The sequence below is a fragment of the Pigmentiphaga sp. H8 genome (assembly GCF_003854895.1).
Taxonomy (GTDB): Bacteria; Pseudomonadota; Gammaproteobacteria; order Burkholderiales; family Burkholderiaceae_B; genus Pigmentiphaga.
In genome coordinates this window covers 1,742,702-1,763,515 of the sequence record NZ_CP033966.1, presented here as the reverse complement: position 1 = coordinate 1,763,515, position 20,814 = coordinate 1,742,702, and the positions used below count along the sequence as shown (strand labels likewise).

13 protein-coding genes, 2 tRNA genes and 3 rRNA genes are annotated in these 20,814 nt (G+C 64.7%); 6 read left to right on the top strand and 12 right to left on the bottom strand.

The window, feature by feature from the left end; genetic code table 11:
- Positions 1-45 precede the first annotated feature (45 nt).
- From rrf to EGT29_RS08265, 12 genes are all read right to left on the bottom strand, one after another.
- Positions 46-158 (bottom strand): 5S ribosomal RNA (gene rrf, locus EGT29_RS08320).
- Positions 159-306: 148 nt separating this feature from the next.
- Positions 307-3,185, bottom strand: a 23S ribosomal RNA gene (locus EGT29_RS08315).
- A 274-nt stretch (positions 3,186-3,459) separates the two neighbouring features.
- Positions 3,460-3,535 (bottom strand) — tRNA-Ala (locus EGT29_RS08310).
- Between the two features lie 24 nt (positions 3,536-3,559).
- Positions 3,560-3,636: transfer RNA gene (locus tag EGT29_RS08305), tRNA-Ile, on the bottom strand.
- A 128-nt stretch (positions 3,637-3,764) separates the two neighbouring features.
- A 16S ribosomal RNA gene (locus tag EGT29_RS08300) occupies positions 3,765-5,295 on the bottom strand.
- Together the 16S, 23S and 5S rRNA genes with 2 tRNA genes alongside form the textbook arrangement of a ribosomal RNA operon.
- A gap of 609 nt (positions 5,296-5,904) precedes the next feature.
- Entirely contained in the window at positions 5,905-6,807 is a 903-nt protein-coding gene (nadC, locus tag EGT29_RS08295) for a carboxylating nicotinate-nucleotide diphosphorylase (RefSeq protein WP_124688576.1), read from the bottom strand.
- Between the two features lie 149 nt (positions 6,808-6,956).
- The gene (locus tag EGT29_RS08290; protein ID WP_124688575.1) at positions 6,957-7,886 is read right to left on the bottom strand and encodes a hypothetical protein; all 930 of its coding nucleotides are present in this window, start codon (positions 7,884-7,886) and stop codon (positions 6,957-6,959) included.
- 7 nt (positions 7,887-7,893) lie between these two features.
- Complete coding sequence (locus EGT29_RS08285; protein WP_087836870.1) at positions 7,894-8,115, bottom strand: hypothetical protein; 222 nt, start codon at positions 8,113-8,115, stop codon at positions 7,894-7,896.
- A gap of 81 nt (positions 8,116-8,196) precedes the next feature.
- A complete protein-coding gene (locus tag EGT29_RS08280) occupies positions 8,197-9,711 on the bottom strand; it encodes a 3-hydroxyacyl-CoA dehydrogenase (RefSeq protein ID WP_124688574.1) in 1,515 nt (504 codons plus the stop codon).
- Between the two features lie 25 nt (positions 9,712-9,736).
- Positions 9,737-10,888, bottom strand: a complete 1,152-nt coding sequence (locus EGT29_RS08275) for an acyl-CoA dehydrogenase family protein (RefSeq protein ID WP_124688573.1) — start codon at positions 10,886-10,888, stop codon at positions 9,737-9,739.
- Between the two features lie 11 nt (positions 10,889-10,899).
- Positions 10,900-11,541: a TetR/AcrR family transcriptional regulator gene (locus EGT29_RS08270; RefSeq protein WP_124688572.1), complete on the bottom strand. Its 642-nt coding sequence runs from the start codon at positions 11,539-11,541 to the stop codon at positions 10,900-10,902.
- Between the two features lie 98 nt (positions 11,542-11,639).
- Positions 11,640-12,344: a riboflavin synthase subunit alpha gene (locus EGT29_RS08265; protein WP_124688571.1), complete on the bottom strand. Its 705-nt coding sequence runs from the start codon at positions 12,342-12,344 to the stop codon at positions 11,640-11,642.
- Positions 12,345-12,653: 309 nt separating this feature from the next.
- On the opposite strand from EGT29_RS08265, the gene kdpF reads away from it, so the two are divergent.
- The 6 genes from kdpF to kdpE are packed head-to-tail and all read left to right on the top strand — an operon-like array spanning position 12,654 to position 20,708.
- Positions 12,654-12,743 (top strand): K(+)-transporting ATPase subunit F, encoded by a 90-nt coding sequence (gene kdpF, locus EGT29_RS08260; RefSeq protein ID WP_124688570.1) that lies wholly within the window; start codon positions 12,654-12,656, stop codon positions 12,741-12,743.
- Positions 12,743-14,452 carry a potassium-transporting ATPase subunit KdpA gene (kdpA, locus tag EGT29_RS08255; protein ID WP_124688569.1) on the top strand — a complete coding sequence of 570 codons (1,710 nt, stop codon included), beginning with the start codon at positions 12,743-12,745 and terminating at the stop codon, positions 14,450-14,452. The genes kdpF and kdpA overlap by 1 nt, the downstream gene beginning before the upstream one ends.
- Before the next feature lie 20 nt (positions 14,453-14,472).
- Entirely contained in the window at positions 14,473-16,599 is a 2,127-nt protein-coding gene (gene kdpB / locus EGT29_RS08250; protein WP_124688568.1) for a potassium-transporting ATPase subunit KdpB, read from the top strand.
- A gap of 24 nt (positions 16,600-16,623) precedes the next feature.
- Entirely contained in the window at positions 16,624-17,226 is a 603-nt protein-coding gene (gene kdpC, locus EGT29_RS08245; RefSeq protein WP_124688567.1) for a potassium-transporting ATPase subunit KdpC, read from the top strand.
- A 27-nt stretch (positions 17,227-17,253) separates the two neighbouring features.
- A complete protein-coding gene (locus EGT29_RS08240; protein WP_124688566.1) occupies positions 17,254-20,043 on the top strand; it encodes a sensor histidine kinase KdpD in 2,790 nt (929 codons plus the stop codon).
- Complete coding sequence (kdpE, locus tag EGT29_RS08235) at positions 20,016-20,708, top strand: two-component system response regulator KdpE (protein ID WP_124688565.1); 693 nt, start codon at positions 20,016-20,018, stop codon at positions 20,706-20,708. The genes EGT29_RS08240 and kdpE overlap by 28 nt, the downstream gene beginning before the upstream one ends.
- The last annotated feature ends 106 nt before the right edge of the window (positions 20,709-20,814 follow it).

Genomic DNA, 20,814 nt, shown 5'->3' with positions numbered 1-20,814 from the left:
AAAACCCCCGGCCGGAGTCCCGGTCGGGGGTTTTGGTTGTAGATAGCCTGACAATGACCTACTTTCACAGACGTCCGTCCACTATCATCGGCGCAAAGGCGTTTCACTGTCCTGTTCGGGATGGGAAGGAGTGGGACCACCTTGCTATGGTCGTCAGGCTTTAACTTGTTGGCGGGGTGTTGATCGCGCGCAGGGTTGCTGCGTCGCAGGCTCGAACAACCTGCCCAATTGGAAGAAGCACAACAGTGTTGGTAGCGAGGCTACCTGGTGTGTGACTGCGGCACACGCTACAACCGCCAGGGTTATAGGATCAAGCCGCACGGGCAATTAGTATCGGTTAGCTCAACGCATTACTGCGCTTCCACACCCGACCTATCAACGTCCTGGTCTCGAACGGCCCTTCAGGGGGGTCAAGCCCCCGGGAGATCTTATCTTCAGACGAGTTTCCCGCTTAGATGCCTTCAGCGGTTATCTCTTCCGTACATAGCTACCCGGCAATGCCATTGGCATGACAACCGGTACACCAGCGGTACGTCCATTCCGGTCCTCTCGTACTAGGAACAGGCTCCGTCAAATCTCCAGCGCCCACGGCAGATAGGGACCAAACTGTCTCACGACGTTTTAAACCCAGCTCACGTACCTCTTTAAATGGCGAACAGCCATACCCTTGGGACCGGCTACAGCCCCAGGATGAGATGAGCCGACATCGAGGTGCCAAACACCGCCGTCGATATGAACTCTTGGGCGGTATCAGCCTGTTATCCCCAGAGTACCTTTTATCCGTTGAGCGATGGCCCTTCCATACAGAACCACCGGATCACTATGTCCTGCTTTCGCACCTGTTCGACTTGTCAGTCTCACAGTTAAGCACGCTTATGCCATTGCACTATCAGCACGATTTCCGACCGTACCTAGCGTACCTTCGAACTCCTCCGTTACCCTTTAGGAGGAGACCGCCCCAGTCAAACTGCCCACCATGCACTGTCCCCGACCCGGATAACGGGCCAAGGTTAGAACCGCAAACAAATCAGGGTGGTATTTCAAGGTTGGCTCCACCGAATCTAGCGACTCGGTTTCAACGCCTCCCACCTATCCTACACAGACCGGTTCACAGTCCAATGCAAAGCTACAGTAAAGGTTCATGGGGTCTTTCCGTCTAGCCGCGGGTAGATTGCATCATCACAAACATTTCAACTTCGCTGAGTCTCAGGAGGAGACAGTGTGGCCATCGTTACGCCATTCGTGCAGGTCGGAACTTACCCGACAAGGAATTTCGCTACCTTAGGACCGTTATAGTTACGGCCGCCGTTTACCGGGGCTTCGATCAAGAGCTTGCACCCCATCACTTAACCTTCCGGCACCGGGCAGGCGTCACACCCTATACGTCCACTTTCGTGTTTGCAGAGTGCTGTGTTTTTATTAAACAGTCGCAGCCACCGATTCTCTGCGACCCTTTCACGCTCAGCGCGCAGGCGCTTCACGCTACCAGGGCATACCTTCTCCCGAAGTTACGGTATCAATTTGCCGAGTTCCTTCTCCTGAGTTCTCTCAAGCGCCTTAGAATATTCATCCCGTCCACCTGTGTCGGTTTGCGGTACGGTCTCGTTTAACTGAAGCTTAGAGGCTTTTCCTGGGACCACTTCCAATCACTTCGCGAACAAGTTCGCTCGTGCCACACCCTTGAATTACGCACCCGGATTTGCCTAAGTGCCTTCTTCGATGCAGCAACGGGGACTTCCAACACCCCGATGACATTCCGCGATCCGTCCCCCCATCGCATTAAACGACGGTGCTGGAATATTAACCAGCTTCCCATCAGCTACGCATCTCTGCCTCGCCTTAGGGGCCGACTCACCCTACGCCGATGAACGTTGCGTAGGAAACCTTGGACTTACGGCGAGAGGGCCTTTCACCCTCTTTATCGCTACTCATGTCAGCATTCGCACTTCTGATACCTCCAGCAGCCTTTACAAGCCACCTTCGCAGGCTTACAGAACGCTCCCCTACCACGCACAGTAAACTGTGCATCCGCAGCTTCGGTATATCGCTTAGCCCCGTTACATCTTCCGCGCAGGACGACTCGATCAGTGAGCTATTACGCTTTCTTTAAAGGATGGCTGCTTCTAAGCCAACTTCCTGACTGTCTATGCCTTCCCACTTCGTTTCCCACTTAGCGATATTTGGGGACCTTAGCTGGCGGTCTGGGTTGTTTCCCTCTTGAGTCCGGACGTTAGCACCCGGTGCTCTGTCTCCCAAGCTGTACTTCCAGGTATTCGGAGTTTGCAATGGTTTGGTAAGTCGCCATGACCCCCTAGCCATAACAGTGCTCTACCCCCTGGAGTAATACTTGAGGCACTACCTAAATAGTTTTCGGGGAGAACCAGCTATTTCCAGACTTGTTTAGCCTTTCACCCCTATCCACAGCTCATCCCCTAGTTTTTCAACACTAGTGGGTTCGGTCCTCCAGCACGTGTTACCGTGCCTTCAACCTGGCCATGGATAGATCGTCTGGTTTCGGGTCTACACCCAGCGACTGAACGCCCTATTCGGACTCGCTTTCGCTACGCCTCCCCTATTCGGTTAAGCTTGCCACTGAATGTAAGTCGCTGACCCATTATACAAAAGGTACGCCGTCACCCCACAAGGAGGCTCCGACTGTTTGTATGCATGCGGTTTCAGGATCTATTTCACTCCCCTTCCGGGGTTCTTTTCGCCTTTCCCTCACGGTACTGGTTCACTATCGGTCGATCACGAGTATTTAGCCTTGGAGGATGGTCCCCCCATCTTCAGACAGGATTACACGTGTCCCGCCCTACTTATCGTACGCCTAGTCCCACCTCAGTGATTTCGAATACAGGGCTATCACCTGCTATGGCCGGAGTTTCCAATCCGTTCTTCTATCACCGAAGCTAACTCGTACAGGCTGATCCGATTTCGCTCGCCGCTACTTTCGGAATCTCGGTTGATTTCTTTTCCTCGAGTTACTGAGATGTTTCAGTTCACCCGGTTCGCCTCGTTAACCTATGTATTCAGTTAACGATACCGCCGAAGCGGTGGGTTTCCCCATTCGGAAATCTGCGGATCAAAGCTTGTTTGCCAGCTCCCCGCAGCTTATCGCAGGCTACTACGTCCTTCATCGCCTGTGATCGCCAAGGCATCCACCACATGCACTTAGTCGCTTGATCCTATAACCGTAGCGGCTATAGGCTGGTTTACTCTAGCGTTTGTGCCGTTCCAGAACATGAGCATTCTGGAACTGATATATGCAATCACAACCCGTTGTCCGACAATAACTCCACTGGCTCTTAACCAGCGTGTCGAACAACATTACTGTTGTTGCTTCTTCCAAATTGTTAAAGAACAGCCAAATCGTACTACACCGAGCCAAAGCCCAGCTTTAAGCGCAGCACGCTGCGCTTAAACCTAAGTTCTGGTGATCCGAGGAATTCCCACCGAAAATGGTGGAGGTTGACGGGATCGAACCGACGACCCCCTGCTTGCAAAGCAGGTGCTCTCCCAGCTGAGCTAAACCCCCACAGAAACTTCCGCTTCTGCTAACTGGTGGGTCTGGTTGGATTCGAACCAACGACCCCCGCCTTATCAAGACGGTGCTCTAACCGACTGAGCTACAGACCCATATTCTTCGGATCTGCATCCCAGGCCAAGGAACGTCAAGCATCAACACGCTTGCCCCTTTTCCTCACCGATCCAGCTTAATGAACAACCGATAAGAGTGGACACTTGATCAAGCACTTTACGCGCTGAAAGGAGGTGATCCAGCCGCACCTTCCGATACGGCTACCTTGTTACGACTTCACCCCAGTCATGAACCCTACCGTGGTAAGCGCCCTCCTTACGGTTAGGCTACCTACTTCTGGTAGAACCCACTCCCATGGTGTGACGGGCGGTGTGTACAAGACCCGGGAACGTATTCACCGCGACATGCTGATCCGCGATTACTAGCGATTCCGACTTCATGCAGTCGAGTTGCAGACTGCAATCCGGACTACGATCGGGTTTCTGGGATTGGCTCCCCCTCGCGGGTTGGCTGCCCTCTGTCCCGACCATTGTATGACGTGTGAAGCCCTACCCATAAGGGCCATGAGGACCTGACGTCATCCCCACCTTCCTCCGGTTTGTCACCGGCAGTCTCATTAGAGTGCCCTTTCGTAGCAACTAATGACAAGGGTTGCGCTCGTTGCGGGACTTAACCCAACATCTCACGACACGAGCTGACGACGGCCATGCAGCACCTGTGTTCCGGTTCTCTTTCGAGCACTCCTAAATCTCTTCAGGATTCCAGACATGTCAAGGGTAGGTAAGGTTTTTCGCGTTGCATCGAATTAATCCACATCATCCACCGCTTGTGCGGGTCCCCGTCAATTCCTTTGAGTTTTAATCTTGCGACCGTACTCCCCAGGCGGTCAACTTCACGCGTTAGCTGCGCTACCAAGCTCCGAAGAACCCAACAGCTAGTTGACATCGTTTAGGGCGTGGACTACCAGGGTATCTAATCCTGTTTGCTCCCCACGCTTTCGTGCATGAGCGTCAGTGTTATCCCAGGGGGCTGCCTTCGCCATCGGTGTTCCTCCACATATCTACGCATTTCACTGCTACACGTGGAATTCCACCCCCCTCTGACACACTCTAGTTCGGGAGTTAAAAATGCAGTTCCAAGGTTGAGCCCTGGGATTTCACATCTTTCTTTCCGAACCGCCTGCGCACGCTTTACGCCCAGTAATTCCGATTAACGCTTGCACCCTACGTATTACCGCGGCTGCTGGCACGTAGTTAGCCGGTGCTTATTCTGCAGGTACCGTCAGTTACGCCAGGTATTATCCGGCGCCGTTTCTTTCCTGCCAAAAGTGCTTTACAACCCGAAGGCCTTCTTCGCACACGCGGCATGGCTGGATCAGGGTTGCCCCCATTGTCCAAAATTCCCCACTGCTGCCTCCCGTAGGAGTCTGGGCCGTGTCTCAGTCCCAGTGTGGCTGGTCGTCCTCTCAAACCAGCTACGGATCGTTGCCTTGGTAGGCCTTTACCCCACCAACTAGCTAATCCGACATCGGCCGCTCCAATAGTGAGAGGTCTTGCGATCCCCCCCTTTCCCCCGTAGGGCGTATGCGGTATTAGCTACGCTTTCGCGTAGTTATCCCCCGCTACTGGGCACGTTCCGATGCATTACTCACCCGTTCGCCACTCGCCGCCAGACCGAAGTCCGCGCTGCCGTTCGACTTGCATGTGTAAGGCATGCCGCTAGCGTTCAATCTGAGCCAGGATCAAACTCTTCAGTTTAATCTCTAGATTTGTTCGTACTATGGGTCGAAACCCATGGCACGATCGCTTGCGTACTCAAAGAAATTGCAGATAAATGATTTACCTACAAACTTCTTTATATGAGCACTTGATTTCTTTTGCGTCGATCGACTGAACCGGTTACCCGACCCAACCGTCTCGCACCCAACCAAGTGCCCACACTTATCGGCTGTTTATTTGTTAAAGAGCGGTACTGCCTTTACTGCTTCGCTTCCTTGCCGTTCGCTGCGCTGTTTTGCTAGCGCTGCGTCATCAGCAGAGAAACGAGATTATGAAGAAGTTTTTTACGTCTGTCAAATCGTCGTTAGCGCTGCTAATTTCGATTCGTCAGACCCTTGCTGCGCTACCACCCTGCCGCAAGGCCCCTTCTTTTGGTCGGCTGCTTCGCTGCGCCCGCTTATGCGTAACCGCTGCTGAAACTGCCTTCCTCACTCTTCGCCTCCCCCGCTGCGCCGCGCTTTTTAGTCGCTGCGTTGCGTTGTTTGCGTCGAGAAAGAGACTATAGCACGGTTTTTCTGGCGTGTGCAACTCGCCACCAGGAAAAGAGAAGAAAGCCGCCCCTGTGGCTCCCTTCCCTATATATAGCAACTATGCCGGCGTGTGATCGAGCCCGATGTCCAGCACGCCCACGCTGTGCGTCAGCCAACCGATGGAGATCAGGTCCACGCCGGTACGGGCCACGGCCGGAGCGGTCTGGGGCGTGATGCGCCCCGAGGCCTCGGTCACCGCGCGGCCGTCCACGCGGCGCACCGCCTCGGTCATCGTCTCGACGCTCATGTTGTCCAGCAGGATGGCGTCCACCCTCAGCTCCAGCGCCTCGTCCAGTTGCTCCAGCGTATCGACCTCCAGCTCTATCTTCACCAGGTGCCCCACGCCGGCACGCGCGCGCCGAACCGCTTCGGCGACGCTGCCGGCGATCGCCACGTGGTTGTCCTTGATCAGCACCGCGTCGTCCAGGCCGAAGCGGTGGTTGGAGCCGCCGCCCACCCGGACCGCGTATTTCTGCACGATGCGCATCCCCGGCATGGTCTTGCGGGTGCATACCACGCGCGACCGCGCATCGCCGATGGCATCGACCACGGAGGCCGTCGCCGACGCGATGCCGCTCATATGGCACAGGAAATTGAGCGCGGTGCGTTCGGCCGTCAGCATGGCGCGCGAATTGCCCTCCACCACCGCGATGACGTCTCCCGGCCGGATGCGGCTGCCGTCGGGCTTGCGCACATCGACGCGGATGTCCGGATCGATCAGGCCGAACGCCACGCGCGCCACGTCCATGCCGGCGACCACGCCGGGCTGGCGCGCCACCATGGCGGTGCGGCCGCGATGGCCTGCGGGCACGATGGCGTTGGTGGTCACGTCGCCCGCGCGGCCCAGGTCTTCCAACAGGGTGGCGCGAACCAGGGGCTCGATCATGACCGAGGGCAGCGGCGCGATGTCCCAGGCCTCCTGGGCACCCCCGGCATGGGCGCTGAGATTATTTATGCTCATTATGAGTATTTTCCGTTGAAAAAAATCGCGGCTCTAGCCGTCCTCTTTATGCTAAGTATGAGCATAAGGGCTGTCAATACGTGGAAACCTGAAAAATACGTTCCCGTGGCTTCGGGCCTGTTCTCGCCAAAAGGAGGCTCGCACAGGCCCTAGTTGCCGCGAACCAGCGGGAGCTTGCTGCCGCTCAGGGCGCGCTCCAGCATCACGTCGCCGCGGAAGCGGAAGAGCTTGGCCGGGCGCCCCGGCGTCTCGGTGGACAGCGCGCCGGTTTCCTCGACCAGTTGCTGCTGTTCGATGAAGCGGCGGAAGTTCTGCTTGTGCAGCGACCGCCCGGCCAGCGCCTCGACCGCCTGCTGCAATTGCAGCAAGGTGAAGGCCGGCGGCATCAGCTCGAACACCACGGGGCGGTATTTGATCTTGGCCCGCAGGCGCGCGATGCCCGTGGCCAGGATGCGGCGGTGGTCGTGCCGCATGGGCTGGCCCAGGTGCGGCAGCCCGGTGCGGCCGGCGCGGCGGATGGCTTCGTGCACCAATCCCGCCTCGAACAGGAGTTCGTAGCGCTGCAGGACCAGTTCCTCGTTCCAGGTACGGCCGTCCAGGCCGAAGCAGACCTCGGCCCGCTGCTGCCGGGTCCGGCGCTGGGCGGTATCGGCGCCCGCGCGGCACCATTCGCGCAGCGCGCCGTCGATCAATTCCCCCAGTTCGGCCGACGGCGCGCGCCGGTCTTCCCATGGGAAATAGCGATACCAGCCATGCCAGGCGGCATCGGCGCCGGAAACCGGCCCTTGCCGCGTCAGGGCCAGGTAGCTGATGGAAATGACGCGCTGCTCGGTGTTCTGTTCAGTGCGGTCGCGGTCGGCGAAGGTATATAGCTGCTCGACGTAGCCCAGCGGGTGGTGCGTCTGCTCTTCCACCCAGGCGCGCAGCCCGGCCTGCAGCGAGCGGTGGCCGGACTCGAAGGGGCCGGACGGCAGCATGCGTCCATCGTGCGTGGTCAGGACCAGCGGCTCGGCGTCGGTGGCGGCGACCAGCACCGCGACCAGCTCGGCCGCCAGGGGATGTTTGCTGGCGACAGTCAAAGGTGTCTCATTTCCTGCGCAAGTCGCTCCAGTCGGCGGTGGTAATGGCCAGCACGGCCGCCACCCAGGTCACCATCATCGCCAGCCAGCCGGTATAGCTGGGGTAGCCCCTGGACAGCACGTAGGCGCTGCAGCCGATCGCCACCAGCACCAGCCACGGCGCGCGGCGGCGGGCATAGCTGCTGCGCGTGTCCTCGGGCTGCCGGCGGGGGTCCATGAAGAGTCCCATTACATCCTCCATCAAACAGCGCCGCATTTTAGAAGATATGGCGCCGTCCCCGCCGATCTCTTTCGTGACCTCGCCTCGGCCCTAGCGGTCGAGCAGCGACATCCCCAGTTGGGCCCGGCGTTGCAGCCACAGGCTGGGCCGGTAACGCATGTCTCCGGTCACGCGCACGATGTTGCGCAGGATCTCGACGATACGGGCGGCGCCCAGCGCGTCGCCCATGGCCAGCGGCCCCTTGGGATAGCCCAGGCCCAGCGTGACGGCGCGGTCGATGTCCTCGGGCGTGGCGATACCCTGCTGGGCGATCTCGCAGGCGATGTTGACGATGGTGGCGACGATGCGCTGGGCAACGAAACCCGGCGAATCCTGGACCAGCGTCACCGGCGCGCCGTCGGAGGAAAAGCGGGCCAGGGCGGCGTCCCGCCACGCCTGCCCGGTCAGCGGCGTGGCCATGAGCGTGCGGCGGCGCCCTTCCGGCAGGCCGTGCAGGACGTCCACGGCCACCGTGCGGCGGGCATCCAGGCCCTGGTCGCAGGCCGCCGTGGTGGCATCCTCGCCCAGTGGCGTGACCACGATCAGGGCATCATCGCCGGGGCGGTCGCCCTGCTGCACCCGCGCGCCCAGGCGCTCCAGCAGTTCGACCACCACCGCCCAGCCCTCGGGGCGCGCCGGCGACACCCAGACCTCGGGCATAGGCGCGACCGAAGGCGGCGGCGCCTCGGGCGCGACCTGCTTCTTGCCGTCGGCATAGGCGTAGAAGCCCTGGCCCGTCTTGCGGCCCAGGAGTCCGCCTGCCAGGCGCACGGTGGTCAGCGGCGAAGGGCGGAAACGCGGCTCGTCGAAGAACTGGCGGTAGATGGACTCCATGACAGGATGCGAGACGTCCAGGCCGGTCAGGTCCATCAGTTCGAACGGCCCCATGCGGAATCCGGCCTGGCCGGTCATGATGGCATCGACCTGGGCGCAATCGGCCACGCCTTCCTGCAGTACCCGCAGCCCTTCGGTGTTCAGGCCCCGGCCGGCGTGGTTGACGATGAAGCCGGGCATGTCCTTGGCGCGCACGGGCGTATGGCCCATGCGGCGGGCCAGTTCGGCCAGCGCGTCGCCCACCTCCGGGTCGCTGCGCAGGCCGTCGATGACCTCCACCACCTTCATCAGCGGAACGGGGTTGAAGAAATGGTAGCCCGCCACGCGCGCGGGCAGCCGGCACGCCGCGGCGATCGCGGTGATGGACAGGGACGAGGTGTTCGAGGCCAGGATGCAGGCCTCGCCGACGATATCTTCCAGTTGCCGGAACAGCCCCTGCTTGGCGTCCAGCCGTTCGACGATGGCCTCGACCACGAGATCGCAGTCGCGCAATTGCGCCAGGTCCTCGCACAGGGTGAGCGCCTGGAACGCCGCCTCGGCCCGGGGCGCTTCCAGCTTGCCCTTCTGCACCAGCTTGTCCCAGGTGTCGCGCAGGCTGTCGCGCGCCGACGCGAGCGCCGCCTGGGCGGTGTCGTACAGGTAGACGCGCAGCCCGGCCTGGGCCGCGATCTGCGCGATGCCCCTGCCCATGGCGCCCGCGCCGACTATCCCCACGCTATTGATCCGTGCCATTTGTCCCTGCCTCCCTTGGCGGCCCTCAGGCCGTGTATGCCTTGATGGTTTCGCGCGCGATGACGAGTTGCTGTATTTGCGAGGTTCCCTCGTACAGGCGGAACAGGCGGACGTCGCGATAGAAGCGTTCGACCGCGTATTCGGCAATGTAGCCCGATCCGCCGTGGATCTGCACGGCGCGGTCGGCCACCCGCCCGACCATTTCGGTGGAGAACAGCTTGCAGCAGGAGGCTTCCAGCGTCGTCGTTTCGCCCCGGTCGCGCTTGCGGGCCGCGTCCAGCACCATGGTGCGGGCGGCGTAGGCTTCGGTCTGGCTGTCGGCGATCATGGCCTGGATCAACTGGAAGTCGGCGATGGCCTGGCCGAACTGCTGGCGTTCGGTGGCGTAGCGCACGGATTCGGCGATCAGCCGTTCGGCCATGCCGACGCAGACGGCAGAGATGTGCAGGCGGCCCTTGTCCAGCACGCGCATGGCGGTGCGAAAGCCGTTGCCCTCTTCCCCGCCCAGCAAGGCGCTGGCGGGCACGCGGCAATCGTCGAACACGATGTCGCAGGTCAGCGAGCCGGCCTGGCCCATCTTGCGGTCCGGTTTGCCCAGCGTGATGCCGGGCGTGCCGGCCTCGACCAGGAAGCACGAGATCGCGCCCGACCCGCGCCCTTCGCCCGTGCGGGCCATGACGGTGTACAGGCCGGCGATGGGGGCGTTGGTGATGAAACGCTTGGTGCCGTTCAGGACGTAATGGTCGCCGTCGCGGCGCGCCGAGGTCCGCAGCGACAAGGCGTCCGACCCCGCGTCCGGTTCGGTCAGCGCGAACGAGCCGATCAGTTCGCCGCTGGCCAGGCGCGGCAGGTAGTGGTTGCGCTGCTCGGTGGTCCCCGCCAGCACGATGGCCTGCGAGCCGATGCCGATGTTGGTGCCGGCCAGGGAACGGAAGGCGGGCGACGTGCGGCCCAGCTCCATCGCGATCAGCACTTCTTCTTCCATGTTCAGGCCCAGCCCGCCGTACTCCGGCGCGATGGACAGGCCGAACAGGCCCAGTGCCTGCATTTCCTCGCGCACCTGTGGAGGAATCACGCCGGTCTCGGCCACTTCGGCCTCGAGCGGAACCAGGCGCTCGACCACGAACGTGCGCGTGGCCTCGATCAGCAACTTCAAGGTATCGGCATCCAACGACATGACAGTCCCCATTAGGAAGTGGCGGCCGGCCTGACACACAGGCCGGCGGATAGAAGTTCGAAATAGTCGAGCGCGATCTGTTCGGCCGTGCTGCCATGGCCGGGCTTGAACCAGCGCGCCATCCAGTTGAGCAGGGACAGCACGGCGCGCCCCGAAGTCACGATCTGCCCCGGCCGGAATACCCCTTCGCGCGCGCCCTGCTCCAGGATCCGGCGCAGCAGGCGTTCGTAGGCGTCGCGCAGCCGCGAGGCGTCGTCGCGGTAGCTGGGGCTCATGCCGCTGAAGCCCACCAGCATGGCGACGAAGCTCCAGTAATTGCGTTCCAGGTAGGCCGCGTGCGCCGTCATGAAGACGCGCAGCTTGTCCAGCGGGTCCGGCTGGGCGTTCACCGCCGGCACGACGGCATCGGTCAGGCCTTGCAGCGCCTGCAGGATGATGGCGTCGTAGATGTCCTGCTTGGTGGCGAAGTAGTGATAGATGGCCGGCTTGGAAACACCGATGGCGGCGGCCAGTTCGCCGATGGAGCTGCTTTCGTAGCCGCTTTGCGCGAACAGCTTCGAGGCTTCCAGCAGGATGCGCTCGCGCGCGTCGGCCACCACGGGCGGGCGGCCCTGGCGGCGCCTGGGAGCGGGGCGGGAAGCAGAGGTAGGCATGAGCGATCGCATTTACTTACCGAACGGTAGGTAAATAATACCAGCCACGAAAAGGACCGCAACCCTGGCAAACCCGGGGGCGCGGTCCTGGCGGCTGATTACTTCAGCGATTTGGGCGCGGGGAACAGGTCCTCGAGCTCGATCCCGCGCTCTTTGAGCACAGCTTCCAGCAGGGGCTGGAGCTTGCCCAGGCTTTCCTGCACGGTCTCGCGCACGGTATCGACCACCACCTGCGTGCCGCGCTCGATCTCGATGTTGAGCCGGTCGCCCACCTGCTTTTCCTCGAACGTGGTCATGCGCCGCGTTTCGGGAATCAGCCAGACCTCGAACCAGCCCTCGGTCCGGTTGACCTCGGCCACGGTCAGGCTGGCGCCGTTGATGGCGATGTAGCCCTTGGCGAACACGTATTTGCGGAAGGCCTCGGGAATGGTGAAGCGCATGACGCGGTTCGTGTCCGAACTGCGGATGCCGGCGATGGTGGTGGTGAAGTCGACGTGGCCGGACAGCGGATGGCCGCCGATCTCGGCGCCGTCCTTGGCCGCGCGTTCGACGTTGATGCGCGACCCCACGCCGTATTCGGACAGCGTGGTGATGTTCAGGCTCTGCAGCATGACGTCGAACGAGGCGGCGGTCGGGCTGGCGATGTCGGTGACCGTCAGGCAGACGCCGTCCACCGAGACGCTGGCGCCTATGGCCAGGTCCTGGCAGAAGCCCGGCGGGAACTCGAGCGTGAAGGTGCGCAGGCCCTCGCGGTCGTTCATGGCGGCGATCTGGGCGGTGCCCTGGATGATTCCGGTAAACACGATATTCCTCGGCGCGTGGGGATGGCGATCCCCGCATTGGTCATGGGCGATAGCTTAACGCGACGCCGCCCGCGGCGATTTTTACGCCATTTTTATACCCGCCCGCCCAAGCTATACCCCGTTTTTACGCCCGTCTCCTTACGCTGGCAGGCGTCGGGCATGGGGACGAAAAGGCCGTCCCCGCCCATCGAGGAGTCCGCATCGGCGGGAAAAAATGGATCTCATCTACCTGTTGGGCCTGGTCGTCATCGCGCGCGCGACCATCGGGCTGATTCAGTTCTGCGCGGCGCTGTCGCAAGGAGAAACGCCATGACCTGGCTGCACCTGGCCGGCGCCGTGGCGGCCGCGGCCCTGTTCGTCTATCTGCTCGTCGCCCTGTTCCAGGCGGAGAAATTCTGATGGATACCAAGCTGCTCCTGCTGCTGGCGCTTTATCTCGCGGTCCTCCTGGCGATCGCGCCCGTCCTGGGCCGCTACATCCGCCTCGCCATGGATGGCAACCCGTCGCGGTGGACCGCCTGGGGCCGCCCCGCCGAGCGCCTCATCTACCGGCTTGCCGGCATCGATCCGGCCGTGGAAAGCGGCTGGAAGGCCTATGCCGTGGCCGCCGTGGCCTTCAACCTGGTCGGACTGGTCGCCCTGTATGCGCTGCAACGCGTGCAGGGATGGCTGCCGCTGAACCCCGCCGCGCTAGGAGCGGTGGCGCCGGACTCGGCCCTGAACACGGCGGTGAGCTTCGTCACCAATACGAACTGGCAAGGCTACGCTGGCGAGACGACCATGAGCTATCTGACCCAGATGCTGGGCCTGGGCGTGCAGAACTTCGTGTCCGCGGCCACCGGCATCGCCGTGCTGTTCGCGCTGATGCGCGGACTGGCGCGGCACAGCGCGGGCACCGTCGGCAACTTCTGGGCCGACCTGGTGCGCTCGACGCTGTACGTGCTACTGCCCTTGTCGCTGCTGCTCGCGCTGTTCCTGGTCAGCCAGGGCGTGATCCAGAACTTCGACGCCTACCAGACCGTGCATACGCTGGAGGGCGCGTCGCAGACCCTGCCCATGGGACCGGTGGCCTCGCAGGAAGCCATCAAGCTGCTGGGCACGAACGGCGGCGGCTTCTTCAACGCGAATTCCGCGCACCCCTTCGAAAACCCCACGGCGGCCAGCAACTTCCTGGAGATGCTGGCGATCTTCCTGATCCCCGCCGCGCTGTGCATGGCCTTCGGGGAACTGGTGGGCAGCCGCGCCCAGGGGGCGGCGATTCTGGCCGCGATGACGGTGCTGTTCGTGCTGTTCGCGCTCGCCACCGGCTACTTCGAACAACACGCCAACCCCATGCTGGCGCAGCCGGGCATCGATGCCGCGCCCTCCGCGCTATCGGCCGGCGGGAACATGGAAGGCAAGGAAAGCCGGTTCGGCATCGCCGCCAGCGCCCTGTTCGCGGTGGTCACCACGGCGGCCTCCTGCGGCGCGGTCAACACGATGCACGATTCGTTGACGGCGATGGGCGGTTTCTCGCCCCTGCTGCTGATGCAGCTGGGCGAAGTGGTGTTCGGCGGCGTCGGTTCCGGCCTGTACGGCATGCTGGTCTTCGCCATCACCGGCGTATTCATCGCCGGCCTGATGATCGGCCGCACGCCCGAATACCTGGGCAAGAAGATCGAAAGCTACGACATGAAAATGGTGGCCATCGTACTGCTGGCCACGCCGCTGCTGGTGCTGCTGGGCACGGCGGCGGCCGTGTCGCTGCCCGGCGGGCAGGCGGGGATATTCAATCCGGGCGCCCACGGTTTCTCGGAAGTGCTGTACGCGCTGTCCTCGGCCGCCAACAACAACGGCAGCGCCTTCGCCGGCCTGTCCGCCAACACGCCCTTCTACAACGTGCTGCTGGCGCTGGCGATGTGGTGCGGCCGCTTCGGGATCATCGTGCCGGTCCTGGCCCTGGCCGGATCGCTGGCCGCCAAGCGGCGCATCCCCGCGGGCCCGGGCACCATGCCCACCACCGGGCCGCTGTTCGTCGCGCTGCTGATCGGCGCCGTGCTGATGGTGGGCGCGCTGACCTACATCCCCGCGCTGGCCCTGGGGCCGGTGGCGGAACACCTGCAACCCTGAACGCCTGGACGGGCATCATCATGTCTACGCATCTGGAACCTTCCCTTCCCCACCCCGCCGCCGCGGCACCTGCCCCGCGCGCCCGGTCGGGCATCCCGCTCGGCGCGGCCCTGAAAGAAAGCCTGCTCAAGCTGCGGCCCTCGACCCAGGTCCGCAATCCGGTGATGTTCACCGTGTACGCGGGCAGCATGCTGACCACCCTGCTGTGGATCGCGGGCCTGTTCGGCCACGCCGATGCCGACACCGGCTTCATGTTCGCCGTCTCCGCCTGGCTGTGGTTCACCGTGCTGTTCGCCAACTTCGCCGAGGCGCTGGCCGAAGGGCGCGGCAAGCAGCAGGCGGCCGCGCTGCGCGGACTGCGCACCACCGTGATCGCCCGGGTCGTTGCCGGCGTGCCGGCCGGCACACCGGCAACGGCCGAGGCCTACCGCGGCCACGTCGCGGAACGTCCGTCGGGCAGCCTGCGCAAGGGCGACGTCGTGCTGGTCGAGGCGGGCGGCACCATACCGGGCGACGGCGAGATCATCGCCGGCATCGCCTCGGTGGACGAAAGCGCCATCACCGGCGAATCGGCGCCGGTCATCCGCGAGGCCGGCGGCGACTTCTCGTCGGTGACGGGCGGCACGCGCGTGCTGTCTGACTGGATCATCGTGCAGGTCGCGGCCAACCCCGGCGAAAGCTTCCTGGACCGCATGATCGCGATGGTGGAAAGCGCGCGGCGCCAGAAGACCCCGAACGAGATCGCCCTGAACATCCTGCTGGTGGGCCTGACGCTGGTCTTCCTGCTGGTCGTCGCGACCCTGCTTCCCTTCTCGTTCTTCGCCATTTCCGCCGCCGGCCAGGGAACGGCCATCGCCATCACCGCGCTGGTCGCGCTGCTGGTCTGCCTGATCCCGACCACCATCGGCGGCCTGCTCTCGGCGATAGGCGTGGCCGGCATGAGCCGCATGATGCGCGCCAACGTGATCGCCACCTCGGGCCGGGCCGTGGAAGCGGCCGGCGACGTGGACGTGCTGCTGCTGGACAAGACCGGCACCATCACCTTCGGCAATCGCCAGGCCAGCGCCTTCCACCCGGCGCCCGGCGTGGCGGCCGACGTCCTGGCGCGCGCCGCCTGCCTGGCCTCGCAGGCCGACGAGACGCCCGAAGGCCGCAGCATCGCCGCGCTGGCGGCCCGCCAGTTGGGCCAGGCGCCCGAGGCGGCCGCCGGCGCGGTCTTCGTTCCCTTCTCGGCTCATACCCGCATGAGCGGCGTGGACCTGGCGGACCGCCGCGTACGCAAGGGCGCGGTCGACGCGATACAGGCCTGGCTGGCCGGACAGGGCGCCGCGCTGCCCGAGGCCGTCGCGCGCGCGGCCGACGATGCGGGCCGGCGCGGCAGCACGCCGCTGGTGGTGTGCGACGGCCGGGCGGCGCTGGGCGTGGTCGAACTCAAGGACATCGTCAAGCCCGGCATGCGGGAACGGTTCGGAGAACTGCGCCGCATGGGCATCAAGACCGTGATGATCACCGGCGACAACAAGCTCACGGCGGCGGCCATCGCCGCCGAGGCCGGCGTGGACGACTTCCTGGCCCAGGCCACGCCCGAAGCCAAGCTGGCGCTGATCCGCCGCTACCAGGCCGACGGCCGGCTGGTGGCCATGACCGGGGACGGCACCAACGACGCCCCCGCGCTGGCGCAGGCCGACGTCGCGGTGGCGATGAATTCCGGCACCCAGGCCGCCAAGGAAGCCGGCAACATGGTCGACCTGGACTCGGATCCGACCAAGCTGATCGAAGTGGTCGAGACCGGCAAGCAGATGCTGATGACGCGCGGCGCGCTGACCACCTTCAGCATCGCCAACGACGTGGCCAAGTATTTCGCGATCATTCCCGCTGCCTTCGCCGGCGTCTACCCGCAACTGGCCGCGCTGAACGTCATGCGCCTGGCCTCGCCGTCGTCGGCCATCCTGTCGGCCGTGATCTTCAACGCGCTGATCATCATCGTGCTGATCCCGCTGGCCTTGAAGGGCGTGCGCTACCGGCCGCTGGGCGCGGCCGCGCTGCTGCGCCGCAATCTGCTGGTGTATGGACTGGGCGGCCTGCTGGTGCCCTTCGCCGGCATCAAGCTGATCGACATGATCCTGGCCGCGGCCGGACTCGCCTGACCCTCCCGATTCCCGGAGACTTTCATGACCCCTGCTTCCTCTCCCGCCCGGCAACGCGTGCTGCGCCCCGCCCTGGCCGTGTTCGCGGCGCTCTCCGTCGTTACCGGCCTGCTCTATCCGCTGGCCACCACCGCCCTGGCCCGGCTGGCTTTCGCGCACCAGGCGGACGGATCGCTCGTCCAGTCGGAGGGAACGACGGTCGGCTCGGCGCTGATCGGCCAGTCGTTCACCGCGCCCCGCTATTTCTGGGGCCGTCCCTCGGCCACCGCCGACCGCCCGTACAACGCGCAAGCTTCCGGCGGTTCCAACCTCGGGCCGAGCAATCCCGACCTGGCGCGCCTGGCCGGCGAGCGCGCCCTGGCGCTGCGGCGGGCCGACCCGGGCAACGCGGCGCCGATCCCGGTGGACCTGGTTGCCGCTTCGGGCAGCGGCCTGGATCCCCACATCAGCGTGGCGGGCGCCCGCTACCAGGCGCCGAGGGTGGCACGCGAGCGCGGGCTGTCCTCGGACGAGGTGGAAAAACTGATCGCCGCGCATACGCAGCGGCCGTTCATCGGCATACTGGGCGAACCCGTGGTAAACGTACTCCAGCTCAACCTTGCGCTGGACCGGCAGCCCCGCTCCTGATCCGCCGTCCGCGCCCAGACCCCACACATGGCATCCGCCGCCCCCGGCCGTCCCGACCCCGATACCCTGCTCAGGAACCTCGATGCCGCCGGGCGGCCGGCCGCGCGCGGCCGGCTGCGCATCTATTTCGGCGCCTCGGCCGGCGTCGGCAAGACCTACGCCATGCTGGAGGCCGCGCGCCACCGGATGGAGCAAGGCGCGGACGTGGTGGCCGGCGTCGTCGAGACGCATGGGCGCAAGGAAACGATGGCCCTGCTGGCCGGCATCCCTGCCCTGCCCCTGGCCGAGATCCGCTACCGCGAACGGGTGTTGAAGGAATTCGACCTGGACGGCGCGCTGGCGCGGCGGCCCGCCCTGGTGCTGGTGGACGAACTGGCTCACTCGAACGTCCCTGGGTCTCGCCACGACAAGCGATGGCAGGACGTGCACGAACTGCTCGCGGCCGGCATCGACGTCTGGACCACGCTGAACGTGCAGCACCTGGACAGCTTGAACGAAGCGGTGGGAGGCATCACCGGCGTGCGGATACGGGAGACCGTGCCCGACGCCGTGTTCGACGGCGCCGCCGAAATCATCCTGGTCGACACCTCGGCCGACGAGCTGCTGCGCCGCCTGCGCCAGGGCAAGGTATACCTGCCCGAGCAGGCCCGGCACGCCGCCGGCCATTTCTTCCGCAAGGGCAACCTGATCGCGCTGCGCGAACTGGCCCTGCGGCGCACCGCGGAACACGTGGACGACGACGTCCAGGCCTACCGGCTGGACCGGGCCATCACGGATATCTGGCGCACCCGGGAAGCCGTCCTTGCCTGTATCGCCGCCGACGATGCCGGCCACGTGGTGCGCAACGCGCATCGCCTCGCCCAGCAACTCGATTGCGAACTGCACGTGGTCACCATCGAGAGCCTGCGCGTCCAGCCCCAGCCGGCTTCGCGGCACGACACCCTGCGGCGCGTGCTGGCGCACGCCGAGTCGCTGGGCGCCCGCACCGAGGTCCTGGGCGGCACCGATCTGGTCGAGGCCGTGGTGCGCTACGCGCGGCGCCACAACATCACCAAGGTGGTGCTGGGCCGCACCGCGCCGGGCGGCCTGCGGCGCCTGCGCCTGTCGCTGTCGGGCCTGCTGTCGCGGCTGCTGGCGCCGGGCTGGATCTGGCACCGCCACAGCTTCGCCGACCTGTTGGCGGCCGCCTGCCCGGAAATCGACGTGATCCGCATCGCCGCGCCACCCCTGCCCGCGCCGGCGCGCGCGGCGGCAACGGCGCGGGCCGGCGAGCGACAGCCGCGCGGCGCCTCCCACCTGCCGGCCTATCTCTGGGCGCTGGTGTATTGCGGCGCCGCGGCCGCGCTGTCCTCGCTGGCCTTCCCGGTGCTGCACCAGACCAACATCGTCATGCTGTTCCTGCTGGCGGTGATCGGGGTGGCGCTGCGCCATGGCCGCGGGCCGGCCGCCCTTGCTTCGCTGGTCAGCGTCGGCCTGTTCGATTTCCTGTTCGTCCAGCCCCTGTGGTCCTTCGCGATCTCCGACATCCAGTATGCGCTGACCTTCCTCGTCCTGCTGGCGGCGGGGCTCGTGGTCGGGCAGTTGACCGCGGGGCTGCGCCTGCAGGCCGAAACCTCGGTCCGCCGCGAGGCCGAGGCGCACGGGCTGTACGAATTCGCGCGCGAGCTGTCGTCGGCGCTGCAGCCGGAACAGATCGTCGAAGCCACGTCCTCGTATGTCCACGCGGCCTTCGACACCCACTGCGTGCTGTACGTCCTGGACACCGCCGACCGGCTGCTGTCCGCGACCCCGGCCGATGCCTCCGCGGGGCTGGAGCCGGCTCTGGCGCAATGGGCCTACGACCACGGGCAGCCCGCCGGCGCCGGCACGGCCACGCTGTCCACCAGCGCCTTCTACTACCTGCCCCTGCAGGCCTCGATGCGCACGCGCGGCGTGCTGGCGATCGCCTGTGGCGGCCGCCCCGACCTGGACGACGCCGAAAGCCGCCGGCAGATGGCGGCCTACGGCACGCTGGTGGCCATCGCGCTCGAACGCCTGCACTATGTGGAAGTCGCCCAGCATGCGCTCTTGAACGTCGAGTCCGAGAAACTGCGCAACTCGCTGTTGTCCGCCGTCTCGCACGACCTGCGCACGCCGCTGACCAGCCTGGTCGGCACATCGGAGACCTTGCAGCGGCAGCATCCCGAACTGCCGCGCGGGGTGCGCGACGCGCTGCACGGGCTGACGGTGCAGGCCCGCCGCATGCACGCCATGGTGGACAACATCCTCGACATGGCCCGGCTGCAGAGCGGCGATGCGCCGCTGCACCGCGAATGGCAGTCCATCGAGGAACTGGTCGGATCGGCGCTGGCCTACATGCGCGATGCCCTGGGCCAACGACGCGTCGCCGTGGGCCGCCTGTCCGACCTGCCATTGGTGGAATGCGACGGCGTCCTGATCGAACGCGTGCTGTGCAACCTGCTCGAGAACGCCATCAAGTACACCCCCGAGTCCAGCACCCTGCGCATCGACGCCGAAATCCGCGGCGACCGGCTTGCCACGCTGGTGACCGACGATGGCCCCGGCGTACCGCCAGACATCGCGGACCGCATCTTCGACAAGTTCGCCCGCGGCGAACGCGAATCGTCCACGCCAGGCGTAGGCCTGGGCCTGGCCGTCTGCCAGGCCATCATCCGCGCCCACGGCGGCGACATCGGGCTCGAAGCCGCGCCGGGCGGACGCGGCGCGCGTTTCGCGTTCACTCTGCCCCTGGGCACGCCGCCGGACATCCATCCCGAACCGGACACGCCATGTTCGACTACCGACCCAACATCCTGATCATCGAAGACGACGCGGCCATCCGCCGCTTCGTTCGCAGCGCGCTGGAGGGCGAAGGCGCCGCGATCTTCGAGGCCGAGACCGTGCAGCGCGGACTGATCGAGGCCGGAACCCGGCACCCCGACCTGGTCATCCTGGACCTGGGCCTGCCCGATGCCGACGGCATGACGCTGATCCCCGAGCTGCGCGGCTGGACCGAAGTGCCGGTACTGGTGCTGTCGGCCCGCGACGCCGAAAGCGACAAGATCGGCGCGCTGGACGCCGGTGCCGACGACTATCTGAGCAAGCCCTTCGGCGTGGGCGAACTCCTGGCGCGGGTGCGGGTCCTGCTGCGCCGGCACGCGCGCGGGGGAGCCGGCCAGCCGGCGGAAATCCATTTCGGCGAAGTCACCCTGGATTTCGCCCGGCGCACCGTGACCCGCGGCGGCGAGGCCGTGCACCTGACCAACCGCGAATACCGCCTGCTCGCCACTTTGGCGGCGCACCGCGGCAAGGTCCTGACGCACCGAGAACTCCTGCGCGAGGTGTGGGGTCCGGCCTACGTCGGCAACAACCATTATCTGCGCATCTACATGGGCCATCTCAGGCAGAAACTCGAGGCCGACCCGGCTCAGCCGGCCTACCTGCTGACGGAGGTCGGCGTCGGCTACCGTTTCGCCGGCTGAACACCCTGGCGGCATCGCGCGCGCAAACGTGAACGATTCTTTACAAGCAGTTTCATTCCTGGGCGTCCCTTCCTAAGATACGGCTACCTGTCCCGGCAAGGCTTCA